The sequence below is a fragment of the Bacteroides sp. K03 genome, from assembly GCF_019734355.1.
Lineage (GTDB): Bacteria > Bacteroidota > Bacteroidia > Bacteroidales > Bacteroidaceae > Bacteroides > Bacteroides nordii.
On sequence record NZ_JAASHC010000053.1, the window covers coordinates 1 to 8,405 of the forward strand.

The following is an 8,405-nucleotide window of genomic DNA, read 5'->3' on the forward strand; positions in this document are numbered from 1 at the left end:
TAAATAATTAATATTCAATTAAATAACAATAAGAAAAGTACATATGCAATAGTAAATTATTTAATGCGTCGGCCCTGTATCCATGTTTAAAGAATAGAAAACATCCGGGTGTTTTGCTCTAAAACATCCCCATGTTGTTATAGATAACATCCGGATGTTTTGATCAACAACATCCGGGTGTTGTTTGTCCTTACTCCGTGTTTGCTATCACTAATATATTGATATACTGTATTCCTATAAGTATATATCTTACCTGTCTTAAAAGGTATAATGAAAAGAATCTCTTTTATGTACCTTTTGTTCTGAAGAAACATTATATTTGTGCATTAATAACCGAATAATATACAGCCGTATGATTACAACTCAGTTGCTCCGCCCAGAGAGTATTGTCGTAGTGGGCGCATCAAATAATGTACATAAGCCCGGAGGCGCTATTCTGAAAAATCTTATCAGCGGAGGATACCGTGGTGAACTTCGTGCTATAAATCCCAAAGAAGCAGAAGTGCAGGGAATTCCTTCTTTTGCCGATGCAAAAGATATACCCGATACCGATCTTGCCATTCTTGCCATTCCGGCCGCCCTGTGTCCGGATGTGGTAGAGACTTTGGCACGTGAAAAACAGACCCGTGCATTTGTTATTCTTTCTGCAGGTTTTGGCGAAGAAACGCATGAAGGTGCCTTGCTTGAGGAGCGAATTCTTGAAACGGTAAATAAATATGGCGCATCGCTTATCGGTCCCAACTGTATCGGAGTGATGAATACCTGGCATCACAGTGTGTTCAGTCAGCCTATACCACAACTCAGTCCGAAGGGAGTGGATTTGATTTCCAGCTCCGGTGCTACGGCGGTATTTATTCTCGAGAGTGCGGTGACGAAAGGGTTGCAGTTCAATTCCGTATGGTCTGTAGGAAATGCCAAACAGATTGGCGTGGAAGATGTGCTGGGATATATGGACGAAACATTTGATCCGGAGAAAGATTCCGGAATTAAACTGCTCTATATAGAGAGTATCAGTGATCCCGACCGACTGTTGTTCCATGCTTCATCGCTGATAAAAAAGGGATGTAAAATTGCAGCGATCAAGGCTGGAAGTTCCGAAAGTGGCAGTCGTGCAGCTTCCTCACATACAGGGGCTATTGCAAGTCCCGATTCTGCCGTAGAGGCATTGTTCCGTAAGGCAGGTATCGTGCGTTGCTATTCACGCGAGGAGCTTACTACGGTTGGTTGTGTCTTTACTTTGCCGGAGTTGAGAGGTAAGAACTTTGCTATTATCACCCATGCCGGTGGTCCGGGAGTGATGCTGACCGATGCACTAAGCAAAGGCGGATTGAATGTCCCCCGGCTGGAAGGTGAGGCGGCAGATGAACTGAAAGCCGGATTATTTCCCGGTGCTGCTGTGGGAAATCCGATTGATATCCTTGCTACCGGTACACCGGAGCATCTCCGTCTCTGTATTGATTATTGTGAAGAAAAGTTTGAAAATATAGATGCCATGATGGCCATTTTTGGTACACCGGGATTAGTGACCATGTTTGAAATGTACGATGTATTGCACGAAAAGATGCAGACTTGCCGTAAGCCTATTTTCCCGATTCTTCCGTCCATCAATACGGCAGGGGCAGAAGTGGCAGCTTTTCTTGCCAAAGGGCATGTGAACTTTGCAGATGAAGTGACACTTGGTACGGCTTTGTCGCGCATTGTAAATGCCCCGCGGCCGGCAACGAATGAGATTGAACTTTTTGGTGTGGATGTTCCCCGTATTCGTCGCATCATTGACTCTATTCCGGCAAATGGATATATCGAGCCGCATTATGTGCAGGCATTGCTCCACTCGGCAGGTATTCCGATTGTTGACGAGTTTGTTTCGGGAAATAAAGAAGAGGTGATTGCTTTTGCCCGTCGTTGTGGATTTCCTGTGGTGGCGAAGGTAGTAGGACCTGTGCATAAATCGGACGTAGGTGGTGTAGTGCTGAATATAAAAGGAGAGCAGCATCTGGCGTTAGAGTTCGATAGGATGATGCAGATACCGGAAGCGCATGCTATCATGGTACAGCCTATGCTGAAAGGTGCAGAGTTGTTCATTGGTGCTAAATACGAAGAGAAATTCGGGCATGTGGTGTTGTGCGGATTGGGAGGAATTTTTGTGGAGGTATTGAAAGATGTTTCTTCCGGTCTTGCCCCGTTGTCTTATGAGGAAGCCTATTCTATGATTCACTCGCTCCGGGCTTATAAAATAATTCAGGGTACCCGTGGACAAAAAGGAGTGAATGAAGATAAATTTGCCGAAATAATAGTTCGTCTCTCTACTCTGTTACGGTTTGCGACTGAGATAAAGGAGATGGATATCAATCCACTATTGGCCACAGAAAAAGAGGTGATAGCAGTGGATGCACGTATAAGAATTGAGAAGGGAGAATGATATAGAAGGGAGAGGGGAGAATTGAGAAGGGAGAAGTACTATGCAGCGTGATAGCGCAGCTTACTTCTCCCTTCTCAATTCTCCCCTCTCCCTTCTATTTATAGCTATATGGTGTGGATTTAAATATTACAGATGAAAATATTTTTTCAATTGTCCGGGTCTTTTTTTGCTTTTATATTGTATTGTTCTGAAAATTAGGTGTTTATTCTGCTCGTTTAGTGTCTGATTTGTCCGGGTGCTTTTTTAGGTTTTTATGACATATTTCTTTATTTTTGTACAATAAGGTTTCCGTTTGGGGTGTAGCGAGACGTAAGTTTGCCATACTTTATGGAGATTACTTTTCTCTTTAGTGTTAACGTTTAAATTTTAATATTATGAAAAAAGACATTCTAACCACCTTAGTGATTCTTATTTTATCCCTGGTTGGTAGTATTAATTTAACTTTTTCTCAAAATGGATCTGGCATTGACGGATTAGCTATCGGTTCAGAGCAAGATAATACATATTCTGCGTTGGTTATTCGCGGACCTAACAGACCTCTTTATGAAGGAAGTAAACGTGATATTATTTTTAGTTTTAAAGATGCTGGTATGAGTGCTATAAGGGCTTATAGGACTGGGTGGTATGGAACGTATTTGCAATTTTTAACTAGTCAGGATACGGCTATGGTATCATTACGACCAAGGATGCATATTGATTATTTAGGCAGAGTTGGAATTGGCACGACTAATCCTCAAAATAAATTGGATGTAAATGGTACTATTAGAGCTAAAGAAATCCGGGTAGAGTCTGACTGGGCTGATTTTGTATTTAAAAGAGGATATAATCTTCCTACTCTAAAAGAAGTAAAACGACATATTGATGAGAATGGGACTTTACCTGGTGTTCCTTCGGAAAAAGAAGTCAAAGCTAATGGAGTCAATTTGGCAGAGACGGATGTTTTGTTACTTCAGAAAATAGAAGAACTGACTTTATACATAATAGATTTGAAGCAGGAAATAGAGGACTTGAAATCACAAATAAAAAAATGATAATATGAGAAGGCTATTATGAACTATAAAATGTAAAATGATATGAAACGAGTATATTTATCTTTCTTAGTATTGTTGTTTGCCATATTTCAACTTTCTGCCCAAACTTATAAAGTTGTTTATGAATATGATCATGCAGGTAACCGCGTAAGCAGAGTTGTAATTTCTATAAATACACGTGCTAAATCTGTTGATGATGAAATCTCTCCTTTGGAGCAAGAATTGATGCAATGTAAAATAAGGGTATTTCCGAATCCAACAAAAGGTTTTTTAAATATGGAAATCTCTTCAGGTGAAGAAAATTGTTGTTATGATTTTACACTTTACTCTTCTTCCGGGCAAAAACTATTAAATGAAAAGCAGATTGGAAATGGGAATGTCTCTTTAGATTTATCCACATACAGTACTGGTATTTATATTCTTATTCTGAAATATGGAGAGGAAGTTGTACAATATAAGATAGTCAAACAATAAAACTCTACTACTATGAAAAAGATATATTTTGTTTTTATTTTAATGATATGTTTTATCACTAATAGTAAGGCGCAAAATACACAGCCTAATTGGGAACTTCAAACACCTCAATCGGGAAATAATTCTTATGTAGCTCGTGATTATATACTGTTAAAACCGGGTTTTTCCTATACCGCCACTCCGGGAGAGAGTTTTCATGCTTATACAAATCCTTGCCTTTTATTCCCTCCGACAGACAATACTTATGCCAGGCCCGATGGAACGATAGTGGGAGATGCCTCTCAGGGAGCTGTTGTTGGGAAAATTCCGGGAGAATTAAATGTCGGTGCCAGTGGGAATGCAGCATATACAATTCCTATATCTTGTCCTCCGGGAGTTAATGGCGTGCAGCCCAACATATCTTTGGTGTATAATAGTCAGTCCGGTAATGGTATTGCGGGTTGGGGATGGAACTTAGGTGGATTGTCCATGATTTCCCGTGTTCCTAAGAATTATTATTATGATAATGAAAAGAGTGGAATCATTTGGGACAAATATTCGCCTTTGGCATTGGATGGACAGCGTCTGGTTGTAAATGGTCCGTTAGTATCTTCTTCTGATACGATTGAATACCGGACAGAGAATGACGAATCTAATAAAATAGTCGGTTACAATATCACTGCCTGGGGACCTAAATATTTCAAAATATTCCAGAAAGATGGAAATGTTTTGGAATATGGAAACCGATCTTCTTTAGCTTCTTATTTTCCTGTTAAATCATCTTCATTGAATTTACCGGATACAGAATTTTACAATTTGGGTTGGGCTCTTCATAAAATAACCGATCCGAACCACAATTTTGTAGAATATGTTTATGCTACAAATAATTCTTTGTCCGGCTCTTATAGCTTTAGTGATACCCGTCTGTCGTCAATAATATACGGACACGAAGAAAATGGCAGCAAACAAATTGTAGCAACTATCTACTTTGAATATGATGTTATAGCTAATATGGGGCCTATGTACATTGACGGAATGGAGACAAGAAACCGTAATTGTTTAAAAAAAATAGTTGTCAAAGGACTCAATTCTCAAACACTTGAAACGTATGATTTGAAATATGAGCCAGAGAGAGATATTTATCATTTAGTAAGTATAAAAAAGACAAATGCCAGTGGTGAATCATTTTTACCGATAGAATTTACATGGGGAGCCCATAGTTATAGTCAAGAATATTCCTCTGAGATGACACTCCAACAAACTCCCCGACTTAAAGCGTTGAATTCTGAAGGGTATGAAATCTCATCTACGATAAAATTTTGGGGAGATATTAATGGAGATGGAATTTCGGACCCAGTGGTGAAATTCCAAATGAAAAATGCTGCCGGTAATATGAAATACCTTTGGGTAATGTATCGCAACGGTGGCAATGGTTGGTTTTATTATGTAATGGAAGCTGATGAGTTTGATTGGAATACTCATCGCACATTTGCTTTTGCTGACAATGATAATGATGGTAAAGATGAACTTTATATAGGAGAAGCGGCTACCAGTCCTTATTATTCTTTATATTGCTTTAAATATCAGAATGGTGTATTTGGTGCTTATTCCAGTGGCGATGTGAATATAAGGTTGTCTGAATATGATTTTGGTAGAAAGGATGAGTTGTATGCTATTCCTGGTGACTTTTTGGGAGACGGTAGTACTCAATTTATGGTGATAGTGGGTAATAATTATATATGTAAATTTTCTGTTGATGGCGTTTCTTCTGATATAGGCTATTGTAAAAGGATATATCTTACCGATATAAATGGAAATGGGAAGCAGGAATTGATGTGTATGACGGACAATACTACCAATTTTTATGAATATAGTAAATTGTCTAATTCTTTTGTTAATATCTATTCAACGGATAAGTTTCATCATAAAGATAAGATACATATTGGTGATTTTAATGGGGATGGTAATACTGATATATTAAGACAGGAATATGTACGTTCAGACTATAGATATTGGAGTATTTGGAACTCAACTGGTAAATCATTATTCGATACTGGTTTAGATAAAAAAGTAATTCCAGCGGATAATACTGTGAAAATAATGTTGTTGGATATAAATCAAGATGGGAAGACGGATATATTAGTAAAATACCCTAATTATGATCATAGCGGGTATTTTCCTCAGATAAAAGATTACAGCATGAAGTTATTATTGAATGTCGGGAATACATTTGTTAATGTTATGGGATTAAACAATAAGAATTCACAGGATTTTGACTTTTCTGTTTATGGTAAGTTTGATTCCGGACTGAATAAAAATGTTTTTGTTGAAAATACTTACCTTGTGAATTCTACGATAAAACCTCATTACTACACCTTCTGTCGGGGAGTAAAGTTCAATAAGATACTTAAAATAAAGAATGCTTATGAGGATGAATATGTTATCAACTATAAGAGCGTAAAAAGTCCTTTTAACGGTGGTACAAATATTACTGCTGATGCCAATATCCTGACATCTTTACCTCCTGAGTTTGAAGTTGCCAGCCAGATCACCGGAAAATTGTTTAATCAGCAATATACCTTCGGTACTCCATTGATTCACAAGCAAGGTAAAGGGTTCTTTGGATTTAAGAATATACAAATTCGTGACAATATTAATGGCCGGATAACCGTTAATGAGAATGATATGAATACTGAGTATTATGTTACTTACCCTAAAAGTACACTGACGAAGACTACAAGTGGGAGTCTCATTAGTGAGAGTAAGAATGTGTACAGTTTTGTGAAACAGCAGAAGGCTTTTCATCTTCAGCTTCAATCTCAAACACAGAAAGATTATTTGAGCAATGTTACTGTGACTAAAGAATATAGTCGCTATGATGACAGTAATAATCCTCAAAGTATTGTAACGAAATATGGCACTTCCTTTACTGAGACTCAGGAATTAAAATATATAAAGAAAGGTTCCTGGTGTGCCAATAAGATAGAAAAAATAACAACTACAAAATCCAGGGCAGGTGTTCCCGATGATATTCGTACACAAGAATACACTTATGATGGCAAAGGTAATCTGCTGACTAAAACAGAGGACCCGAATACCTCTTTTGCTATCTCTACAGTTTATAGCAATTATGATAAATATGGGAATCCGGGATTAATAACCCTCAAGGCCGGTAATGAATCGCGTTCTACTTCTTTGGCTTATTCGTCTACCGGACGTTTCATTACCAGAAAAACGAATAACCTGTTGAATGAAACCGTCACTTATAACTATGATGAAGGCCGGAGTCTGCTTTTAAGCGAGACATCCAGGCTGGGTACTACAATTTATGAATATGATGGATTCGGTCGTCAGATTAAAACAGTTTCACCGGATAAGGTGGAATCCGTAAAACTCCTGAAATGGGCAAGTACCGGTAGTATGGTCGGAAGCAGATTTTACGAATATACAGAAACTTCCGGTCAGTCTCCTGTTACCGTCTGGTATGATAATATGGAGCGTGAACTTGGTCAGAAGTATTATGGCCTGGGTGGAAAGGAAATTATTTCAAGTAAGGAATATAACTCCAAAGGGCAGTTGTATCGTATTTCTGAACCTTACTTTTCAGGAGAATCTGTCACTTGGGCTTCCACTAATTATTATGATAGCTATGGGCGTTTGCAGAGTTCTGTTACGCCTTTGGGCACTACTTCTTATTCCTATAGCGGACTGACTACTCAAGTGACCTCGCCTAACACCACTACTACTACTGTGAAGAATGCTTTGGGTGAAACCGTTTCACAAACGACTAATGGCAAAACGGTTTCTTACTCCTATTATGCTTCGGGAGCAGTGAAGACTGCTACTCCCGAAGGCGGGACACCTATTAGCATGGAATATGACTTGGTAGGAAACCGTACAAAACTGACAGATCCGGATGCTGGTGTCATTACGACTGTTTATGATGCCTGGGGACAACTGAAAAGTGAGACACAAAGCATACATATAGGAAAATCTCCTGTGGTCACAAATTATACTTATTCAAAAGGTTTATTATCGAAAGTGAATCGTCAGGGTGAGGTTACGAATTATGATTATGACAGTAATAACAGGCTAAGCGAAATCCGTATTGACGGTAAGCATACCCAGCAGTTTACCTATGATCATCTAGACAGGATTGTGAAGCTCGTCGAAAACATAAAAAATGAAAAGTCATATACTGCTGAAACTTCTTACGATGTCTTTGGCAGAATAAAGAAGGAGACTTATCCGGACGGATATGTCATCAACAATTCGTATGATTCTTATGGCAATCTGATATCCGTAACCGATTCTTATGACAATAGGATCTGGCAAGGCTTGTCGGCTAATGCCCGCGGACAGCTTACTAAGACTAAACAGGGAAATGTAGAGAAAACTCAGTTTTATGACAGTCGTGGACTGCCCTCATCCATTTCGGCCGCCGCCATAATGAATATGGCTTATACTTTTAATAATAAGGGCAATCTAATCTCCCGAAGCGA

The 8,405-nt window shown here is 38.7% G+C and carries 4 protein-coding genes; all 4 read left to right on the plus strand.

Annotated features, from left to right (window positions below; all coding sequences use genetic code 11):
* The first annotated feature begins 352 nt into the window (after nt 1-352).
* Entirely contained in the window at nt 353-2,419 is a 2,067-nt protein-coding gene (locus HCG69_RS20505; RefSeq protein ID WP_221651554.1) for an acetate--CoA ligase family protein, read from the plus strand.
* A 374-nt stretch (nt 2,420-2,793) separates the two neighbouring features.
* The gene (locus tag HCG69_RS20510) at nt 2,794-3,450 is read left to right on the plus strand and encodes a hypothetical protein (protein WP_221651555.1); all 657 of its coding nucleotides are present in this window, start codon (nt 2,794-2,796) and stop codon (nt 3,448-3,450) included.
* Between the two features lie 42 nt (nt 3,451-3,492).
* On the plus strand, nt 3,493-3,924 hold the full coding sequence (locus tag HCG69_RS20515; RefSeq protein ID WP_025866875.1) for a T9SS type A sorting domain-containing protein: 432 nt from the start codon (nt 3,493-3,495) through the stop codon (nt 3,922-3,924).
* A gap of 12 nt (nt 3,925-3,936) precedes the next feature.
* Nucleotides 3,937-8,405: FG-GAP-like repeat-containing protein (locus HCG69_RS20520; protein ID WP_221651556.1), on the plus strand; the 4,469-nt coding region annotated here is incomplete at its 3' end.

Bases quoted from the DNA above. Each gene is read 5' to 3' on its own strand.
- HCG69_RS20505 (WP_221651554.1), top strand. From the start codon at position 353: ATGATTACAACTCAGTTGCTCCGCCCAGAGAGTATTGTCGTAGTGGGC.
- HCG69_RS20510 (WP_221651555.1), top strand. From the start codon at position 2,794: ATGAAAAAAGACATTCTAACCACCTTAGTGATTCTTATTTTATCCCTG.
- HCG69_RS20515 (WP_025866875.1), top strand. From the start codon at position 3,493: ATGAAACGAGTATATTTATCTTTCTTAGTATTGTTGTTTGCCATATTT.